The sequence below is a fragment of the Devosia sp. A16 genome, assembly GCF_001402915.1.
Classification (GTDB): Bacteria; Pseudomonadota; Alphaproteobacteria; order Rhizobiales; family Devosiaceae; genus Devosia_A.
In genome coordinates, this window is record NZ_CP012945.1 from 1,765,548 (window position 1) to 1,783,972 (window position 18,425).

Here is an 18,425-nt window from a genome sequence, read left to right on the forward strand (position 1 = left end):
GATTCTGGCGGCACGAGCCGGCGCATCCCGACCCCCACCCTTGATCCCTCACCCTAAACAAGGGGAGGAGACGCTCGCACTAGTGTCGGTGATTGGTCTCCCTCCCGGGGGAGGGGACAGGGGTGGGGGTCAGCCCGCACCGGCCATGGTCATGTTCCCTTGCCCGGTTCAAACACCCTGCACCGCTCCGCCAATGCTGCAAATCACTTGCCCTCGGCGCCACACTGACCGCAAATGCGGCACTACCATACAAGGGGGAGAGCACATGAACGCCATCGACCAGCAGCGATCGACCGAGGCGCCTGACGCCGCCGGCATTTACCGCATCTGGCCCGGCGATGGCCGTGCCCCCGGTTCCGAGCACTGGCCGCAGCGGGAATCGACCATGCAGATTCCCTGGAGCACCGCGGCTCGGCGGCTGACCCGCAATGTGGTGGTGCCCAGCCTCACCGCCTTCCTCCCCGAGCCGGGCAAAGCCAACGGCACGGCGATGATCGTCGCCCCTGGAGGCGCCTTCCATTTCCTGATGATCGACCACGAGGGCTACGACATGGCCCGCTGGCTCGCCGGGCTCGGCATCGCCGCCTTCGTCTTGAAATACCGGCTGGCGCGCACCCCCGACGCCGACGCCGAGTTGCTCGACTTCCGCAACGACCTGCAGCGCCGGCTGCACCAGCCCGGCCCGATGGGCGCCGCACCACCATCCAGCCCCGCCATCGCCGAGGCGCGCCTCTGGGGCGAGGAGGACGGACGGCAGGCGATCCGCTTCGTCCGCCGGCACGCCGCCGACTGGGGGCTCGATCCCAACCGCATCGGCATCGGAGGCTTCTCGGCCGGCGGCGCCGTCACCATGGGCCCGGTGTTCGAGCACGATGCCGAGACCCGCCCCGATTTCGCCGTCGGCATCTATCCCGCTTATCGCGCCGGCCTGCCGCTGCCCGCCGATGCTCCGCCCCTGTTCCTCGCCATTTCCGACGACGACAAGTCCGTCGCCCCGCTCTCCGCCGTCCGCCTCTACGAAGCCTGGCACAATGCCGGCGTCCCCTGCGAACTCCACGTCTTCGGCAACGGCGCCCACGGTTTTGGTTTTGGCAGATCGGGGCTGCTGTCGGACCCCTGGGCCGACATGCTGCAGAGCTGGCTGGGAGTGCGGGGGTTGTTGCCGAAGCGCTGAGACCTGCAGTCGGCGCACCTCTCCCTTGGGGGAGAGGTCGGCGCGAAGCGCCGGGTGAGGGGGCCTTCCTCGATATTCGGTGTTTGCTGCAAGGCCCCCTCACCCTGACCCTCTCCCCCAAGGGAGAGGGGACGATGCGGCACCCGCGGTGCCTCCATCAGTAGACAAAGGAACTCCTTCCCACGCCTCGCATCCCCCCAACTATCGTCCCGCTTGAGCCCGCCCGCTCGATATGTTCACTGGCGACCCAATGCCCGCCCACGTCATCCACATCCCCTCGTTCCGCCACTTCCTCTCGTCCCGGGCACTGTCCTCCGTGGCGTTCCAGGGGTCGGCGGTGGCGATCGGCTGGTTGATCTACGACCGCACCCGCAATCCGTTCGACCTGGGGCTGGTCGGACTGTTCCAGTTCCTGCCCATGCTGGTGCTGACTTTTCTCGCCGGGCATGTCGCCGACCAGTTCGACCGGCGCCAGATCGGGCTCGTCTGCCAGGTGATCGAGGCGGTCACTATGGGCTTCATCGCGCTGGGCATCTGGCAGGGTTGGCTGCCGACCTGGGGGATCTTCGCCGCGGTGACCGTGCTCGGCGCGGCGCAGGCCTTCGAGCGCCCCAGCATGGCGGCGCTGCTGCCGGGGATCGTTCCCACCGCGCAATTGCAGAGCGCTGTCGCCACCTCGACCTCAGTGATGCAGACCGCGCTGATCATCGGCCCGGCGCTCGGCGGCATCCTCTATGGCTTGGGCGACGTGGTGCCGTTCCTTGCCTCGGGCCTGTTGTTCCTCGTCGCCAGCTACAATGTGCTGCGGATCGACAAGCCCGCGACGCTCCCTGCTCGCGCCCCCATGACCTTCGAGTCGGTGTTTGCCGGGGTGGTGTTCATCAAGAGCAAGCCCGTGATGCTGGGCTCGATCTCGCTTGATCTCTTCGCCGTGCTGCTCGGCGGCGCCACCGCCATGCTGCCGGTCTATGCCCGCGACATCCTCCATGCCGGGCCGTGGGCGCTGGGGTTTCTCCGCATGGCCCCGGCCATCGGCGCCGTGGTGATGTCGCTGCTGCTCGCCCGTTTCCCGCTGCAGCACCGCGTCGGCATCAAGATGCTGTGGGCCGTCGCCATATTCGGCACCGCTACCATCGTCTTCGCCTATTCCACCAACATCGTGCTCTCGGTGGTGATGCTGATCATCCTCGGCGCTTCCGATACGGTGAGCGTCGTCGTGCGCAGCTCGCTGGTGCAACTGCTGACGCCCGACCACATGCGCGGCCGGGTCAATGCCGTGAACTCGCTGTTCATTGGCACTTCGAACCAGCTCGGCGAGTTCCGCGCCGGGGTGTTTGCCGGCTTCCTGGGACCAGTCGCCGCCGTCGCCTTCGGCGGCATCGGCACCCTCGCGGTGGTGCTGTTGTGGTCGCGCCTGTTCCCGGCGCTGCGCAAGGTCGACACGCTCAGCGGCTGATCGCTGGGACCTGTCGGGGCACGCTCAGGCCGGCCCGGCCGAGGCCGTGAGCTTGGCCTGGATCGTGGTGTCGCGCACATGCTCGAGATGCGCGCGATAGGCGGCCACCGCCGCTGCCGCGTCGCCGGCAACGATCGCCTCGGCGATGACGACGTGCTGCCTGACGCTGGTGGAGATGACTCCAGGCACTTCGCTGGCGCTGCGCCGCACGTCCAGCCCCATGTCGTAGAGCACCTGCGCCAGCGAGGCGAGCAGCCCATTGCCTGCCCCCTCGTTGATCGCCTGGTGATACTCGATGTCGAGCAGCCGGAAGGCCACCGGATCACGCTCGAATGCCCGCCCGTCGACGGCAAGCTTGTGGATGCGCTGGCGCAGCTCGGGAGCCGCCCGCTCGGCACAGAGCCGCACCAACTCGAGATCGACCACCGAACGCGCCTCGAACTGCTCGGAGGTGTCGTATTCGGCCACCGACAGCATGGTGTTGAACGGCGCCACCAGCCGGCTCGGCGACAGATCGGTCACCGTGTAGCGGCCGCCCTGCCGGCTCACCAGCACGCCCATCAGGGTCAGCGCCTTCAGCGCCTCGCGCAGCGGCGGCCGGCTGATGCCGAACGCGATGGTCATCTGCCGCTCGGTCGGCAGGCGATCGCCGGATTTGAGATTGCCCGACTTGATCATCGCCATGATCCGCCCGGCCACCTGTTCGGAGATCGAGCGTCGTTCGAGCGCGCCGCCGGCGAAGTCGGCAGACGCCTCGGCCCGCGCCGCTTCGAGCTGGTCAGAAACGGACTTCGGCCGGGCTCGTGCGCTGCTTTTGTTCATCTCGATCAGCCTAGCTCCTGGGCCGGCCCGTCGAGCCGGCGGTTCGCCATGCCGCCAGAAATGAAGAGCGTCTACAAACTTGTCAAACTGATTTTTGTCTGACAACTTTACCTGCAAGAAGTGGCGAAGATCACTTCGCCGCTGGGAGGTCCATTGCCGTGAGTGTCGCTGTCTCCACCCGCCGTCGCGTCGGGCGCACCGAGCTGCAATTGCCGGTATTCGGCTTCGGCGCAGCGCATCTGGGCGAGCTCTACGCCAAGGTCGACGAGGCCGAGGCGCAGGCCACGCTGGCGGCCGCCTGGGACGCGGGCGTGCGCTTCTACGATACCGCGCCCTGGTACGGCCGCGGCCTCTCCGAGCACCGGCTCGGCGGCTTTCTCAGGACGCGCCCGCGCGACCAGTTCATTGTCAACACCAAGGTCGGCCGCATCCTGAGGCGGCCCGACGATCCCGTGAACTTCAGCACGGCGCCCTGGGCCGGCGGCCTGCCCTTCGAGGTCGAGTTCGACTACAGCTACGATGGCGTCATGCGCGCCTATGAGCAGGTGCTGCAGCGGCTGGCGCTCAACACCGTCGACTCGCTGGTGATCCACGACCTCGACACCATGTTCCACACCCCCGAGCAGGTCACCGGCTACCTCCGCCAGCTCACCGGCGGCGGGCTGAAGGCGCTTGAGGAGCTCAAGGCCAACGGCGACATCAAGGCGATCGGCGTCGGCAATAACGTGCCCGGCAACCTCGACGAGATGCTGAGCGCCATCGATGTCGATTTCGCCATTGTCGCCATGCCCTATACCCTGCTCGACCAGGGGGTGCTGGATACCAGCATGCAACGCTGCCTCGATCGGCAGATCAGCGTCATCATCGGCGCGCCCTTCGCCTCGGGCATCCTGGTGACCGGCTCGGGCGCCGGCGCCATGTACGCCTACGGCAAGGCCCCGCCCGAAGTGCAGGCCAAGGTCCGCGGCATCGAGGCGGTGTGCAAGGCGCACGGCGTCAGCATGCCGGTGGCGGCGTTGCAGTTCCCGCTGGCCCACCCGGCCGTGGTCTCGGTCATCCCCGGGGCGGCCAAGCCGTCCGAGGTGCAGCACAACGTCGCCGCGCTCGAGGTAGAAATTCCGGCCGCGTTCTGGTCCGACCTCAAGGCTGAGGGCCTCCTCGCGGCCAACGCGCCGGTCCCCGGGAGGTGAGGCAAGTGCCCGGCCCGACCCCGCTGCTCAGTGCCCGTGGCATCGCCAAGAGCTTCGCCTCGGTCGAAGTGCTGCGCGATGTCGATCTCGACCTGCAGCCGGGCGAGATCCATGCGCTGCTCGGCGAGAACGGCGCGGGCAAGTCGACCTTCGCCAAGATCCTCGCCGGCGTCCACCGGCCGTCACGCGGCACGCTGGCGCTCAACGGCGAGCGGGTCGAGGTGACGAGCCCGATCGTGGCGCAGAAACTGGGCATCACCCTGATCCACCAGGAGCCGATCTCTTTCCCCGACCTGTCGGTGGCCGAGAACCTGGTGCTCGGGCGCGATGCCGGCGGCGCCCTGAGCCGCGTCCGCTGGGCCGAGATGACCCGCGAAGCGCGCCGGCTGATGGATCTGCTCGGCGTACGCATCGACGTCACCCGCCCGATGCGCGGGCTCTCCATCGCCGACCAGCAGATGGTGGAGATCGCGCGCGCTCTCGCCTCCAACAGTCGGCTCATCATCATGGACGAGCCGACCGCGCCGCTCACCCCCAGGGAGGTCGAGACGCTGTTCGCGATCGCGCGGCGCCTGCGCGACGAAGGCCGCACCATCGTCTTCATCTCGCACCGGCTCGAGGAAGTGCGGGCGCTGTGCGATCGCGTCACCGTATTCCGCGATGGCGCCAAGGTCGCCACCGAGGCGATCGGGGCGCTCACCGATGCCGACATCATCCGCCTGATGATCGGCCGCCCGGTGAAGGAATACATGCACAAGCAGAGCGCGCGGATCGGCGAGGTCGCCCTCAAGGTCGACAACCTCACCCTGCCGGGCGTCTTCACCGCTATCGGCTTCGAGGTCCGCCGCGGCGAGATCGTCGGGCTGGGCGGCCTGGTCGGCGCCGGCCGCACCGATGTGGCGCGCGCCATCTTCGGCGTCGCCCCCGCCGCCAGCGGCAGCATCGAAGTGGGCGGCAAGCCCGTCGGCATCGCCGATCCATCCGACGCCATCGCCCTCGGCCTCGCCTTCGTGCCCGAGGACCGCGCCTATGCCGGCATTTTCCGCACCCTGCCGGTCGAACAGAACATCACTGCCGCCGTTCCCGGCCGCATCGCCCCCGGCGGCTTCATCCGCCGGACCATCGAGAAGGCGCTTGCCGCCGACGCCATCCGAAAGCTGCGCATCCGGCTGGCCTCGCCGCGCCAGCCGATCGGCGAACTGTCCGGCGGCAACCAGCAGAAGGCGATCCTCGCCCGCTGGCTGCTGACCGATCCGGGCGTCCTGATCCTCGACGAGCCGACCCGCGGCATCGATATCGGGGTGAAGGCCGAGTTCTATGAGATGATCGGCGAGCTCGCCGCTCAAGGCCGCGCCATCCTGCTGATCTCGTCCGAACTGCCCGAGCTGCTCGCCCTGTGCGACCGCGTGCTGGTGATGTCCGAGGGGCGGCTCACTGCCGATATCCCGCGCGCCGAAGCGACGCAAGAGCGCATCATGGAGGCCGCCGTCCCGCAAGCGCGGGGGATCGCCGCATGACGCTGCTTGCCAGCCTGCTGCGCCGGCGGGAAGCCGGCATTGCCGTGATGATCGTGCTGTTCTGCCTCGCCGTCGGCGCCGTCAAACCGCAATTCCTCAGCCTCGACCAGTTGCGCATCATCCTCTTGCTGACGCCGCTGATCATGATCGCGGCGATGGGGCAGATGATGGTGATCGTCGCCCGCCACGTCGATCTGTCGATCGGTTCGACGCTGGGCTTTTCGGCCATGGTGAGCGGCTTGCTCTATCGTTTCGTCGAGGGCGAGCCCTGGTGGGTCGGGGTGCCGCTCTCGGTCGCCGTCGGCGCCGTGCTCGGACTGGTCAACGGCCTGCTGGTCCAGCTGTTCCGCCTCCCGGCAATCATCGTGACCCTGGGCACGCTCAGCCTCTATCGCGGCCTGACCTTCATCATCTCCAATGCCAAGCAGATCGACCGGCAGTGGATCCCGAGCGAGCTCAAGGGCCTGTCGCAGACCTCCCCGATCCTCGGCATCCCGTGGATCATCTTCATCGCCTTCGGCGTGGCGCTGCTGACCCACTATTTCCTCAACCACACCCGCATCGGCCGGCAGGTCTATGCCGTCGGCTCGAACCCTGTGGCGGCCCCGCTGCGCGGCATCGACGTCACCCAGGTGACGCTGCTGGTCTTCACCATTTCCGGCGCCCTCGCCGGCCTTGCCGGCATTCTCTACGCCAGCCGCTGGGGTTTCGTGAATCCGTCCAATACCGGTAGCGGCTTCGAGTTCCAGGTGATCGCCGCGGTGGTGATCGGCGGCGTCTCGATCAATGGCGGCGTCGGCACGGTGCTCGGCACCGTGCTGGGGGTGCTGTTGCTCGGCTGCGTCGCGGCAGCGCTGCCGTTGCTCGGCATTCCGGGCACCTCGCAGGCGGCCATCTACGGCGCGGTGATCCTCGTCGCGCTGCTGATCGACCGCACGGTGCGCCGGCAGGGCATCGCCCAGCTCAGGAGGACCGGCTGATGAGCTCCGAAACCGCCGCCGGCGCCCGCGACGCCGCGCCGCCTCGGCCACGCTGGCAGGTGCTGCTGATCCGGCCCGAAAGCATGACCTTCGTGCTGCTGGTGCTCGGCATCTTTGCCGGCAGCCTGCTCTCCCCGTTCTTCCTCGATATCAGCTACATCCTCAGGAGCTTCACGCTCTACGCCGAGTTCGCCATCGTCGCGCTGGTGCTGACCATGGTGATCATCGCCGGCGAGATCGACCTGTCGCCGGCCGCCAACATGGCGCTGGCGGCGTGCCTGTTCGCCTGGGCCCAGGCTTCGGGGGTTCCGATGCCGCTCGCGATTGGCATCGGCCTCGCCGCCGGCCTGGTGATGGGAGCGATCAACGGCTTCTTCGTCATCGCCCTGCAACTGCCCTCGATCATCGTCACCATCGGCACGCTGACGCTCTATCGCGGATTGGCCCAGGTGATCGCCGGCGACAAGTCGATCCGGGTGCCCGAATGGTTCATCGGCATCGACAAGCAGATGGTCCTCGGCGTGCCGCTGCCGGTGCTGCTGTTCGTGCTGCTCGCCATCGCGCTCGGCATCGTGCTGTCGAGCACGGTGTTCGGCCGGCAGATCTACCAGATCGGCACCAACGAAGTGGCCGCCCGCCACGCCGGCATCCGTTCCGCCCGCATCAAGCTGTTACTGTTTCTCTTCATCGGCGTGGTCGCCGCCATTGCCGGCATGATGACCGCCTCCCGCCTCGGCTCGGTGCGCTACGACCTGGGCCTCGGCGGTGAGCTGCAGATGGTGCTGATGGCGATGCTCGGCGGCACCTACATTTTCGGCGGCCGCGGCACCATCCTCGGCACCTTCCTCGCCGCCTGGCTGCTGGTGATCGTCTCCACCGGCATGATCGTCGCCAACGTGCTGCCCGCAGTGCAGCTGGTGGTGCTCGGCGGGCTACTCATCGTCTCGATCGTCGCCACCAACTTCATCTATTCCCGCACCCAGCGGTGACGGGCTTATGCCGCCGGATCGAACCGGCAACCAACAGGAGGAACCAAATGCTCGCCAAATCCATGCTTCTCGGCCTCGCGGCCGGCTTTGCGCTGGTCACCAGCGCCATTGCCGCCGATCCGGTCAAGATCGTCTATATCGGCAAGAATACCGGCAACCCGTACTTCGACTCGATCACCGGCGGCTTCGAGGATGCCTGCAAGGCGCTGGGCTGCGAGTTCGAGTTCGTCGCCCCCGCCACCGCCGAAGCCACCTCGCAGATCCCGTTCATCGAGGCGCAGATCCAACGCGGCGTGAACGTCATCGGCATTGCCCCCAACAGCCCCGATGCGCTGAACCAGGTGCTCGACGACGCGCGCGCCAAGGGCATTCTGGTGCTGACCGTCAATGGCGACCTGGTGGGCAACGAGAGCCATCGCGACGCCACCATCCTGCCGGTCGACTTCACCAAGACCGGCCCCAACCAGGTCGAGCTGATGGGCTCGATGATCGACTACAAGGGCGAGATCGCCATCCTCTCGGCCACCACCGAGGCTCCCGACCAGAACACCTGGATCGCGGCGATGAACGACACGCTGAAGAACGACGCCAAGTACAAGGACATGAAACTGGTCGCCACCGTCTATGGCGACGACCAGCCCGAGAAGTCGACCACCGAGATGGAAGCCCTGCTGTCGAACTACCCCGACCTGGTGGGCGTCATCGCGCCGACCACCGTGGGTGTCGCGGCTGCCGCCCAGGTCGTCCAGTCGCGCGGCATCGCCGACAAGGTGCACGTGACCGGGCTGGGCCTCCCCAGCGAAATGCGTGACTTCGTCAAGGACGGCACGGTCAAGGCGTTCCAGCTCTGGTCGCCCTACAACGAAGGCTGGCTCGCCGCCCACTTCGCGCTCGGCGTGCTCGACGGCTCGATCAAGAACGAGGTCGGCAACACCTTCGAAGTGCCGAACCTCGGCACCATCACCATCAACGACAAGAACGCCATGAACACCCAGGCCGAACTGACGACGTTCGACGCCAGCAACATCGACGACTTCAACTTCTAGAGCGCGTCACGGGTGGGGCTGCATTGCGTCCCCTCTCCGATGTGGCATTGCCCGTGCAAAGTGCGTCCCCTCGCCCCTCTGGGGAGAGGGTCAGGGTGAGGGGCGCCAGGCACACCTGGTGGACGGCATGCAGCCGAGCCGAGGGTCTGGCGCGCTAGGCGCCCCTCACCCCGCGAATGAGGCCGTCGGCCTCATTCGCCGCCCTCTCCCCAGAGGGGCGAGGGGGCGGTGTGGCACCGCCCGTTCCGAACCCAAGGGCGCCGGCCACGTGGCCGGCGCCCTTTCTCAATCAAGTTCCCTGATCCGCAGCGCCAGGTACGGCCGGCTCGGCAGTTCCACTCCGAACGCCGCGTCGGCCTTGCCGCCGCGCACTACCTCGCCATGCCGGGTCGGGTGCGGCACCAGGGCGGGAATGCGCTTCGCCGGCGTCACCGTCATCGCCCAGGTGTCGATCAGATCGACCTGGTAGTTGCCTTCTTCCCTCGGCAGCCCGGTGGTCCACTGGTTGGGCTGATGCTCGCCGAAATAGATGTAGCTGACCTTGCCGTCGCGAGCCCCGGAAATGCGGCTCCACGGCCAGGCCGCGTTGTGGCCCATGGGGGTCAGCCCGTGCGTCGCGTCTTCCTCGACGATCTGTCGCAGGAAGCCGATGCGCTTCCACGCCTCGCCATGCAGCTTCCCGCCCTTGGCCCACCAGATCAGGTCGTCGGGATCGGCATAGGTCTCGCCATGCCCGGCATAGCCGCCGCGCATGACGGTGGTCCAGAAGCGGTGGGTCAGCTCCTGGGCCGTGATATTGCCCCAGCTCGGCCAGATATTGCCCTCGTATTCCGGCTCGTCGTTGACCACCGGCTTGCCATACTGCTCGCGCCATTCCGGCGTGCGCTTCACATCCCAGTTCTGGATGCAGACATGGCTGACCCAGGCCTTGCGATGATCGAAATTCATCGACTGGTCGCCATTGTGGATCGACTTCAGGTGCCCGTACGGGTCGTTCTCTTCGAGGATGTGGAAGTAGCGATCCCACTGCGCCACCGGCTTGGTGTCGAGCAGGAAATCGTACTCGTTGGCGAGCGCCCACCAGACGTTGGAGTAGGCGCTGAGCCGGGCCGCGAGATAGGCGACGTAGCGGAAATCCTGTTCCGCCGACATGTTCGAGTAACCCCAGCGGTCATAGGGGTGGAAGATGATGATATCGGCCTCGATCCCCATGTCGCGGAGTCTGCCGACCTGCTGCTCGAAGTGCTGGAACGCTTTGGGGTTGGGCCGGTCGAAATCGAGCTTGCCGTCGGCGCTCGCGAGATAGACGTCCTGCAGCGGCTCGTTGGTGTTGAACGGGTAATCCTTCGGGAACACCCCCATGCGGAGCTTGTTGAACTTCGCCTTCCCGAGCGTTTCGAGCGTCTCCGCCTGCATGGGGAGTGGCTGGTGCGTCCAGGCGTAGCAGGTGGTGCCGAACGGCACATAGGGCGTGCCATCGGCATGGGCGAAGTGGAACTTGTTTCTGACAGCCACCGGCCCGTGCTGGCCGGGGCGCGCCCCGGTGACGGTGAAGCTGCCGCTCTGGCCGTCTAAATCAGCGGTCTTCGAACGCGTGCGGAACGTCCACTCGCCTTCATTGTCGGGCATGAAGCGCACGCGGTAGATACCGTCGCCGTCATAGAAGCCGGGCACCCGCACCTCGCGCGAATGCTGGGCGAACACGGCGTCGAAGCTCACTTCGAGGAACGGATTGCCATCGGCAGGGCCGGCAAAGCTCACTTCGAAGATGTCGTACTTGGCGGTCATGGCAGGTCCTCAGTCGATGCGCTTGAACAGCAGCGCGAGATAGGGCTTCGGCGCGAAATGCAGCACGTCGCCGCGCTTGACGCTCGGCGCCAGCAGCGTCTCGGTCATGTTCCAGGTGTCGATCAGCGTGGCGCTGTACTGCTCGTCCGGCGGCACGGCGACCGTCGCTTCGCTCGGCTGGTTCTCGCCCATATAGCTCAGGTAATAGCGGTGCGGCTGCCCGGCGGTGGGCCACCAGGCCATCGCCGGAGCCCAGCCCTCTTCACCTGCCGGCGACACGAACAGTTGCTGCAGCACCACATTGTCGAGCCCGCCCTGCATGGCGATGCGATAGGCGCCGGTGGATTTGATCGGATCGAGCCCGTCCTCGGGCCCCTCCTCCATGATGCGGCGCAGGAAGGCGATGCGTGCGACGCTCTCGCCGATCAGCTTGCCGCCCTTGGCCCACCAGATGGTCTGGGTGTCGTTGTTGAAGGTCTCGCCATGGGTGACGTAGCCGCCATTGACCACCCCATCCCAGAAGCGGCGGACCATCTTCTGGCCCGAGATATTGCCCCAGAGCTCGGCGATCGTCCCCTCGTAGCAGCACTCGTCGATCGACACGGGCTTCCCATACTTTTCGCGCCACACCGCCGACTGGTTGGCACTCGAGCGCTGGATCGACGCATGGGTGATGCGCGGGTGGTTGTGGTCGTAGAACTTGAAGCAGTTGTGCACCGATAACAGATGCCCGAACGGGTCGTTGTCGGCGGTGATGTTGATGAAGCGGTCCCAGTCCTGCGGCGTCTTTTGCGGCATCAGGTCGTATTCGTTCGCCATCGACCACCAGACATTGGGGAAGGCGGCGAGCCGCGCCGTCAGGTAGCGGAGATACCGGTCATCCTCGGCCGGCGACATGCGTGAAAAGCCCCAACGGTCGTAGGGGTGAAAGATGATCAGGTCGGCTTCGACGCCGATATCGGCCAGCTGATTGATGCGCTGTTCGAGATGCTGAAAGTACGCCGGTTCGAACCGGGTGAAATCGAACGTCCAGCCGTATTTGTCGGCCCCTGAGAAGCTGCCGTCCCACTTGCTCTTGCCTGTAGTCACCAGCTTGAACGGATACCGCTCCGGCTCGTTCTCGTTGTAGCGGTAATGCTTGGGAAACACGCACATGCGGATCTTGGTGAAAGGCGATTTCGCCAGCGTCGCCAGCGTCTCCTCTTCCAGCGCATCGCCCTGCAGGTTCCACACGTAGGCCGTGGTGCCGATATTGATATAGCGCGTGCCGTCGGCGTAGCGGAAATGATGCCGGTTGGCGACGCGCACGGGCCCGTGATGGTTGGGCTTGGCCGGGCCCACTTCGAAGCTGCCGCTGACATAGTCGAGACCGGGCGCATTGCTGCGCGTCTCGTAGCTCCAGCTGCCGATGGTGTCGGGCAGGAAGCGCAGCTTGTAGACGCCGTCGCCATCATAGAAGCCGTTGACCCGCACCTCGCGCTCGCCCTGCCGGAAGGTGGCGGCGAGCTGGACGTCGAGGAACGGATTGCCGGTGGCGGGACCGGTGAGGCTGATCTCGTGAGTCGCCCAAAGCGAGGCGGCGATGGTGGTCATCTCTGAAATTCCCATGAAACTCAATGTAGTAAAGGCGCCGACCTCTCCGAGATCCTCCCCCGCGTGGCGGGGGAGGGGGACCGCCGAAGGCGGTGGAGGGGGCGGCAAGACTCTCCGGCTTGGGCTCCCCCCTCCACCAGCTTCGCTGGTTCCCCTCCCCCGCCACGCGGGGGAGGATTAGGGAGAAACCGGTGGCTCAGTCACGCCGCCACCTTGCGGGGCCGCCAGCGGCTTTTCGTCGTCGGGATCGAGCTCAAGAGCAGCTTGGTGTAGTCGTGCTGCGGGTCGCTCATCACCTGCCGGGCGTCGCCGAACTCCACCACCACGCCCTTGTTCATCACCGCCACGTAGTCCGAGATGTAGTAGGCGGTGGCGAGGTCGTGGGTGATGTAGAGAAAGCTCCGGCCGGCCTCGTCGCGCAGCTGCTTGAACAGGTTGATGATGATCATCCGGCGCGAGGCATCGATCATCGACACCGGCTCGTCGGCGACGATCAGCTTGGGCTGCGGGATCAGCGCCCGCGCCACCGAGATGCGCTGCAGCTCGCCACCCGAGAACTGGTTGGTGTATTTGCCCCGCACTGCCTCGTATTTGAGTCCGACGCTCGAGAGCGCCGCCGCCACTGCCGCCTCCGCTGCGCTCGCGTCCAGACCGCCGACGCGGCGCGCCGTCTCCTGCAGATAGGCATCGACTGGGCGATAGCGACTGAACGCCTCGAACGGGTTCTGAAAGATCGGCTGCACCAGCCCGAGGAAGTCGTGCTTCGAGACGGAGGTGCCCTTGCCGGCAACAACCTGGTCGTAGACGATAGCCCGACCCGAGCTCGGCGTTTCCAAACGCAGCAGCGTCTTGGCCAAAGTGGTCTTGCCTGAGCCGGATTCCCCGACCACCGCGATCACCACCGGCTTGTCGCTCTCGACGCTGATATTGACCTCGTTCAGCGCCCTGACCTGCCGCGAGCGCACCAGCCCGCCCTGCCGGTAGACCTTGTTGAGCCCTTCGGTCCTGAGGATGATGGTCATGCCGCGGCTCCGACGCTCGCGCTGGGTCGCGCCATGAAGTGCCCCGGCTTCACCTCGATCAGCTCCGGCTCCACCCGATAGGCCCGGTCGCCCCCGGCCCCGGCGAGGCTCGCCAGCACACCGCGCATGCTGTCGTCGCCAATGCTGGGCAACGAGTCGATCAGCATCCTGGTGTAGGCGTGCTGCGGATCGGCGAAGACGCTTTCGGTGTCGCCATATTCGACCACCCGGCCGGCATACATGATCAGCATCTTGTGGGTGACCTGGTAGTGCACACCCATGTCATGCGAGACGACGAGGATGGTGTTGCCCATCAGCTCCTGCACTTCCATCAAGAGCAGCAGGATTTCCTTCTGCACCACCACGTCGAGCGCTGTGGTCGGCTCGTCCGCGATGATCAGCTCGGGCTGGAAGAAGGTGGCGAGCGCGATCATCACCCGCTGCCGCATACCGCCCGACAGCTGGTGCGGATAGGAATCCATCGCCTCGGGGGGCAGGCCGAGCTTGCCGATATAGTCGCGGGCCCGCTCCAGCACCCGCTTCTTGTTGCTGTCGGTGCCGGGGAAATCGGTGAACTGATCACGGATGCGGATCACCGGGTTCAGTGAGTTCATCGAGCTCTGCGGGATGTAGGAGATCGACTTGAACCATTCCCGCCGGATGGTCTCTGTGGTCACCGGCCGCCCGTCGGAGCCGGTCATGCCGTATTCGATGCTGCCGCCGCTCAGCGACATCGGCGAGCGGATGTCGCCGTAGATCGCTTTCATCAGCGTTGACTTGCCGCAGCCGGATTCCCCGGCAATGCCGACGATCGAACCATCGGGAATGGTCAGCGTCACGCCGTTGACCGCTTCGATCACCCGGTTGCCGATGCGGTAGCTGATCTTGAGGTCGTTGAGCTTGATCATGCGACACCCCGCTTGCTGGCGAACGCGGCGTTGAAGCCGGTCGAGGTCAGGAACAATCCGAGGAAAAGCAGGATCGAGGCGACGATCGGTGCCACCAGCCACGGGTAGTTGCCGGTGAACAGCGCGTTGTAGTTGAGCGCCCAGAAGATGATCGAGCCGAGCGTCGGCACTTCGACCTTACTGAGCCCGATCACCGCCAGCGTCGCCTCGGTGTTGACCGCGAAGAGGATGGTATTGATGAACCCCACCACCATGTAGGCCGACACATAGGGGAAGATCTCGCGCACGAGGATCGCCACCGTGCCGGCGCCCGAGAACCGCGCCATGTTGATGAACTCGCGTTCGCGCAGCGACAGCGCCATCGACCGGATGGTGCGGGCGCCCCAGGCCCAGCCGAACACCACGATGATCAGCCCCACGGTGAGGAACGAGCTGTTGCCGCGGATCACCGCGCCCAGGATGATCAGGATCGGCAGCAGCGGGATGGTGATGAAGCTGTCGACCACCAGCATCACTACGCGCTCGTAGTTGCCGCCGATATATCCGGCGCTGAGCCCCACCGCCGTCGAGATGATGGTGACGCCGATACCGACCAGGACGCCGAGGATCAGCGAGTTGCGGATGGCGAAGACGAGGAACCAGAAGATGTCCTGCCCGATGGCGTTGGTGCCGAGCAGGTGCTCGGCCGACATCGGCATGTTCTTGAGGTACGTCGCCTGCAGCGACGGATCGGCCGGCGCGAAGAACGGCAGGACGATGCTGCCGACCACGAAGATGGCGACGAGGCTGAGGCCGATCGCCAGCCGCGCATTGAGCAGCCAGAGCAGGCTGTCGCGGCGCTTGGCCGCCGGGACGGTTTCGAGGGCGGCACCGGTCGCCGAGGGGCTGTCGGTCGTCATTTATGGCGGATCCGCGGGTCGAGGAGGGGATAGATGAGGTCGATGATCAACCCGGCCGTGGCGACGGCAATGATCGAGATGGCGATGGCGCCGTAGAGCACGTTGTAATCGCCGCCGCCCGCCGCGGTGCGCATGATCAGCCCGACGCCCGGATAGGAGAACAGCATCTCGGTGAGCAGCGCGCCGTTGAACACCGTGCCCAGCGACAGCGCCAGCGCCGTGACCTGCGGCAGCATGGCATTGCGGAACACGTAGCGCACCATGCGGGTCCAGTTCGAAGCGCCTTTGAGCCGGGCATAGGTGACATAGGGCTCTTCGGTGGTCGCCACCGCCAGCGCCTTCATCGAAAGGATGTTCCAGCCGAACCCGGCCAGCACCAGCGTCAGCGCCGGCAGCAGCGAGTTGTAGATCACCATGCCGAATTTCTGCGGCGTCATTTGCCCGACCGGGAAGGTTGGCGACAGCGGGAAGATCGGGAAGATATAGGCGAGCAGCAGGAGCACGCTGACCGCGAGGATGTAGTAGGGGATCGGGTAGAGCAGGATGCCGACCACCTCGAGAATGGTCGCCGCCTTCTTGGTGTGGAAGTAGCCCGCTACCAACCCCACCATGTTGCCCAGCAGCCAGGCCACCACCGTCGAAGTAAGCAGCAGACCCAGGGTCCAGGGCAGTGCGCCCAGGATCATAGTGGTGACCGACTGCGGGTAGAATGCGATGGAAAGTCCGAAATCGAACTGCGTGACGATCCGCTTCATGTAGTTGAAATACTGCGTAAGCAGATCGCCTTTGAGCCCGTAGAGCTGCTCGAGACTGGCGCGCATCTCGGCGATTGCCTCGGGCGTGAGAGAGCCGTTGGCGCGCGACTGCAATTGCGAAATATAGGCTTCGATCGGGTTGGCCGGCATGAACCGTGGCAACAGGAAAGTGATCGACAGCCCGATGAACAGAACCGCGAGATAGAGGCCGATCCGCTTGGCCACGTACTGCAAGACACCCATCAGCCTGCTCTGCTTTCCACTGCCGTAACGGGATCGGTTTAGATGCTCCCGGCGCTTGGCGCTGGCTGTTGGCGTCACACGCGCGCAGCCTGATGGTGGGGCGGCCGGGAGGATGCCGCCCCACACTGGACGACCGGGTCTACTTGCCGGTCGGTTCGATATTCAGGATGGTCTTCTTGAACGAGCTCCACCAGCTGTAGGGAGCGGCATAGAAGTTGTCCTGCTTGGGATAGTTGCGCCAGTAGGTGCTGTTGGTCGGGATCGTCGTCGGGATGTTCATCAGGTTGATTTCCTGCATCCCCTCCGTCAGCTTTTTCATGATCGACCGACCGTTCTCGGCGAACTGCGGATCTTCAGTCGGCAGGTTCGCGCTGTCGGCCACCAGCTGGAAGATTTCCGGATCGGTGACCCGCAGATAGTTGCCGCTCAGCGCATCGCTCGAGTCCACCGGCTTGACGTTATCGGCATTGAACGAGCGCCATCCGTTCAGCCAGTTCACGTTGTAGACGCAGGTGTTGTTCCACTGCAGCTCCAGGTTGAACTTGGAGTTGGTGTTGCCCACCGTGCCGTGCTCGCCGGCATCGACTTGCCGGGCATTGACGTTGAAGCCCGCTTTCTTCCAGCTGTCGGCAATCGAGAAACCGACGCGCTGCATTACCTTGTTCCAGTCCGACGGAAACACCAGCTCGACGACCCAGGGCGAGCCATCAGGCAGCGCGTAGAAACCGTCAGCACCCTTCTTGATGCCCACCGAGGCCAGCAGCTTCTCCGCCTGGGCCGGATCATACTTCCACCAGCCGGTGCCGAAGCCTTCCTTGACCGCGTCGCCGGTCGGCAACTCGCTCTCGGGGGCGCCCTGCGCCTTCAGCGCCTCGACCATCTGCTGGCCGAACGTGGGATCGAAGGGCTTATAGCCATCGGCCAAAGTGAGCTCGTTGAGGAAGCCGTCCAGCGGGCCGTAGAACGCGGCATTGGTGATCGGGGTATCCGACAGCGGCATCGCTGCCGCCTTGAACTGTCCGCTCAGCGCACTGAGGCCGACCGTCTTGAGGTCGACGGTGAGCGCCAGCGCCCAACGGACCTCCGCCTTGTCATATGGCGCCTTCTGCTGGTTGATGTAGATGCCGTACGAACAGGCATCGTTCATGTCGTGATACGGGAATGTCTTAGAGAAGGTCTCGATCGCGGGATTGCGGGCCTTGGCGGCGGCGATGCTGTCCGGACTCATAAAGGTGTCGATGTCGTACTTGTTCTGCACGAACGACAAAGCACGGGTCTCCTCGGCGCCAAAGTCCTTGTAGAGCACGTACTTCGCCTTGGGGGTGCCTGCGTTGCCCCAGCCGGAACGCTGCCAGTCGTCGCGCAATTCCCACAACTGCCAGAAGCCGTTGGGGTCGTACTCCTTGATCTTGTAGGGCCCGAGCGTCACTGCCGGGGCGTTCTCGAAGGTTACGACGTTGTCGCCCTGCGGCTCGAAGATATGCTTGGGGGCCGGCGTGAACTGCGAGCCCCAGGTGTAGACACCGAGCACTGTCTGCACGTCGTAGGCGGTCTTGGTGGTCTCGACTTCGAATGTGTAGTTGTCGACCTTGGCCCAGCTCTTGACGTAGTTCACGTAGCCGGCGACGAAGTTCAGCTTGTCCTTGTACTTGCTCGCGGTATCGAGCGTGTAGATGAAGTCGTCGGCGGTGAGTTCGACGCCGTCGCTCCAGAACACGCCGGGACGGATCTTGATGCGGAACTTGGTGTGCTCGGGGTTGAGCACTTCCACCGGGCCGGCAGCGAGTTCGGGATAGGATTGGCCGGTGGCCGTATCCATCTCCCACAGGAAACTCCAGCCAAGTTCCCGGAAACCGCGCCAGATGGCATAGAGGTTGAACGGGTTCTGCGCGTTCGGGTTGGCCGTCTTGCCATCGAAGGTCTGTACGATCAGCGTCTCGTTGCGGGGCGTGCCCACATCGGTCATTTCCTGCGCCTGGCTGGCGCCTGCCAGCAGCAGCCCCGCCAGCGGGGCCAGCACGTATCGGCCAAGCCGTACCATAA

15 protein-coding genes are annotated in these 18,425 nt (G+C 65.5%); 7 read left to right on the top strand and 8 right to left on the bottom strand.

From position 1 onward, the window contains the following. Positions 1 to 265: 265 nt before the first annotated feature. The gene (locus APS40_RS08585; RefSeq protein WP_055046650.1) at positions 266 to 1,174 is read left to right on the top strand and encodes an alpha/beta hydrolase; all 909 of its coding nucleotides are present in this window, start codon (positions 266 to 268) and stop codon (positions 1,172 to 1,174) included. Between the two features lie 250 nt (positions 1,175 to 1,424). Further along, positions 1,425 to 2,630, top strand: coding sequence for an MFS transporter (locus APS40_RS08590; RefSeq protein WP_082434270.1), 1,206 nt, complete (start codon positions 1,425 to 1,427; stop codon positions 2,628 to 2,630). A 24-nt stretch (positions 2,631 to 2,654) separates the two neighbouring features. On the opposite strand, the gene APS40_RS08595 is transcribed toward APS40_RS08590, so the two are convergent. Then, positions 2,655 to 3,452 carry a FadR/GntR family transcriptional regulator gene (locus APS40_RS08595; RefSeq protein WP_055046652.1) on the bottom strand — a complete coding sequence of 266 codons (798 nt, stop codon included), beginning with the start codon at positions 3,450 to 3,452 and terminating at the stop codon, positions 2,655 to 2,657. A gap of 158 nt (positions 3,453 to 3,610) precedes the next feature. Between APS40_RS08595 and APS40_RS08600 the strand changes: the two genes are divergently transcribed. From APS40_RS08600 to APS40_RS08620, 5 genes are read left to right on the top strand one after another with little or no spacing between them, the layout of a single operon-like run. Further along, the gene (locus APS40_RS08600; protein WP_055046653.1) at positions 3,611 to 4,642 is read left to right on the top strand and encodes an aldo/keto reductase; all 1,032 of its coding nucleotides are present in this window, start codon (positions 3,611 to 3,613) and stop codon (positions 4,640 to 4,642) included. 5 nt (positions 4,643 to 4,647) lie between these two features. Further along, complete coding sequence (locus APS40_RS08605; protein WP_055046654.1) at positions 4,648 to 6,159, top strand: sugar ABC transporter ATP-binding protein; 1,512 nt, start codon at positions 4,648 to 4,650, stop codon at positions 6,157 to 6,159. Further along, on the top strand, positions 6,156 to 7,139 hold the full coding sequence (locus APS40_RS08610) for an ABC transporter permease (RefSeq protein ID WP_055046655.1): 984 nt from the start codon (positions 6,156 to 6,158) through the stop codon (positions 7,137 to 7,139). Before APS40_RS08605 ends, APS40_RS08610 begins: the two co-directional genes overlap by 4 nt. Then, the gene (locus APS40_RS08615; protein WP_082434271.1) at positions 7,139 to 8,128 is read left to right on the top strand and encodes an ABC transporter permease; all 990 of its coding nucleotides are present in this window, start codon (positions 7,139 to 7,141) and stop codon (positions 8,126 to 8,128) included. The genes APS40_RS08610 and APS40_RS08615 overlap by 1 nt, the downstream gene beginning before the upstream one ends. Positions 8,129 to 8,175: 47 nt before the next feature. Further along, on the top strand, positions 8,176 to 9,174 hold the full coding sequence (locus APS40_RS08620) for a substrate-binding domain-containing protein (RefSeq protein WP_055046656.1): 999 nt from the start codon (positions 8,176 to 8,178) through the stop codon (positions 9,172 to 9,174). Between the two features lie 285 nt (positions 9,175 to 9,459). On the opposite strand, the gene APS40_RS08625 is transcribed toward APS40_RS08620, so the two are convergent. The 7 genes from APS40_RS08625 to APS40_RS08655 all read right to left on the bottom strand — a co-directional run bounded on the left by APS40_RS08625 (position 9,460) and on the right by APS40_RS08655 (position 18,423). Beyond that, entirely contained in the window at positions 9,460 to 10,962 is a 1,503-nt protein-coding gene (locus APS40_RS08625) for a DUF5060 domain-containing protein (RefSeq protein WP_055046657.1), read from the bottom strand. 9 nt (positions 10,963 to 10,971) lie between these two features. Beyond that, positions 10,972 to 12,555 (bottom strand): DUF5060 domain-containing protein, encoded by a 1,584-nt coding sequence (locus APS40_RS08630; protein ID WP_055046658.1) that lies wholly within the window; start codon positions 12,553 to 12,555, stop codon positions 10,972 to 10,974. A gap of 200 nt (positions 12,556 to 12,755) precedes the next feature. After that, positions 12,756 to 13,577, bottom strand: coding sequence for an ABC transporter ATP-binding protein (locus APS40_RS08635; RefSeq protein ID WP_055046659.1), 822 nt, complete (start codon positions 13,575 to 13,577; stop codon positions 12,756 to 12,758). Continuing rightward, positions 13,574 to 14,485, bottom strand: coding sequence for an ABC transporter ATP-binding protein (locus APS40_RS08640; protein ID WP_055046660.1), 912 nt, complete (start codon positions 14,483 to 14,485; stop codon positions 13,574 to 13,576). The genes APS40_RS08635 and APS40_RS08640 overlap by 4 nt, the downstream gene beginning before the upstream one ends. Next, positions 14,482 to 15,384, bottom strand: a complete 903-nt coding sequence (locus APS40_RS08645) for an ABC transporter permease (RefSeq protein WP_055046661.1) — start codon at positions 15,382 to 15,384, stop codon at positions 14,482 to 14,484. The genes APS40_RS08640 and APS40_RS08645 overlap by 4 nt, the downstream gene beginning before the upstream one ends. Continuing rightward, the gene (locus APS40_RS08650) at positions 15,381 to 16,382 is read right to left on the bottom strand and encodes an ABC transporter permease (RefSeq protein ID WP_055046662.1); all 1,002 of its coding nucleotides are present in this window, start codon (positions 16,380 to 16,382) and stop codon (positions 15,381 to 15,383) included. Before APS40_RS08650 ends, APS40_RS08645 begins: the two co-directional genes overlap by 4 nt. Positions 16,383 to 16,521: 139 nt before the next feature. Then, on the bottom strand, positions 16,522 to 18,423 hold the full coding sequence (locus APS40_RS08655) for an ABC transporter substrate-binding protein (RefSeq protein WP_055046663.1): 1,902 nt from the start codon (positions 18,421 to 18,423) through the stop codon (positions 16,522 to 16,524). Between the last annotated feature and the right edge of the window lie 2 nt (positions 18,424 to 18,425).